The 543-nt window shown below is 56.4% G+C and carries 1 protein-coding gene; it reads left to right on the plus strand.

Annotated features, from left to right (window positions below; translation table 11 throughout):
• Positions 1-125: 125 nt before the first annotated feature.
• Positions 126-543 (plus strand): S-layer homology domain-containing protein (locus AOP77_RS12020; protein ID WP_236685838.1); only part of this gene is annotated, 418 nt, incomplete at its 3' end.

A 543-nucleotide genomic window follows, 5' to 3' on the forward strand; every position in this document is an offset into this window, starting at 1 on the left:
TGGCGTTGGTGGCGTTGTTGGCTGCGGTTCTTTTTGTGCCGTTGGTTGCAGTGCCGTCGCAGGCGGCGACGACTGGGTATAGGGATGTGACTGGTAGTTACCAGTTCTATAAGGAAATTTCTTGGATGACGGAGAAGCGTATCGCGACGGGGTATGCGGATAAGCGGTTCCGTCCTGAGGAGTTGGTGACTCGCGAGGCTTTTGCTGCGTTCATGTATCGGCTAGCGGGGTGGCCTTCAGTTTCTTTGCCGGCGAAGTCGCCTTTCAAGGATGTTCCGAAGGATTCTCAGTTCTATAAGCCTATTGTGTGGATGGCTGCGACGGGCCTTTCTACGGGGTGGGAGGACGGCACCTTTAGGCCTCGTTGGAATATCACGCGTGACGCGATGGCAGCCTTTCTTTATCGGTACGAGGACAAGCCTTCTGTGACCCTGCCTGCGAAGTCGCGGTTCAGCGACGTTCCCACGAGTGCTCAGTACTACAAGGAAGTCACGTGGCTGTCGAAGTCGGGGATGACGACGGGGTTCTCTGACGGCACGTTCC

It is taken from the genome of Demequina oxidasica (assembly GCF_000975115.1).
In the GTDB taxonomy this organism is placed as follows: domain Bacteria; phylum Actinomycetota; class Actinomycetes; order Actinomycetales; family Demequinaceae; genus Demequina; species Demequina oxidasica.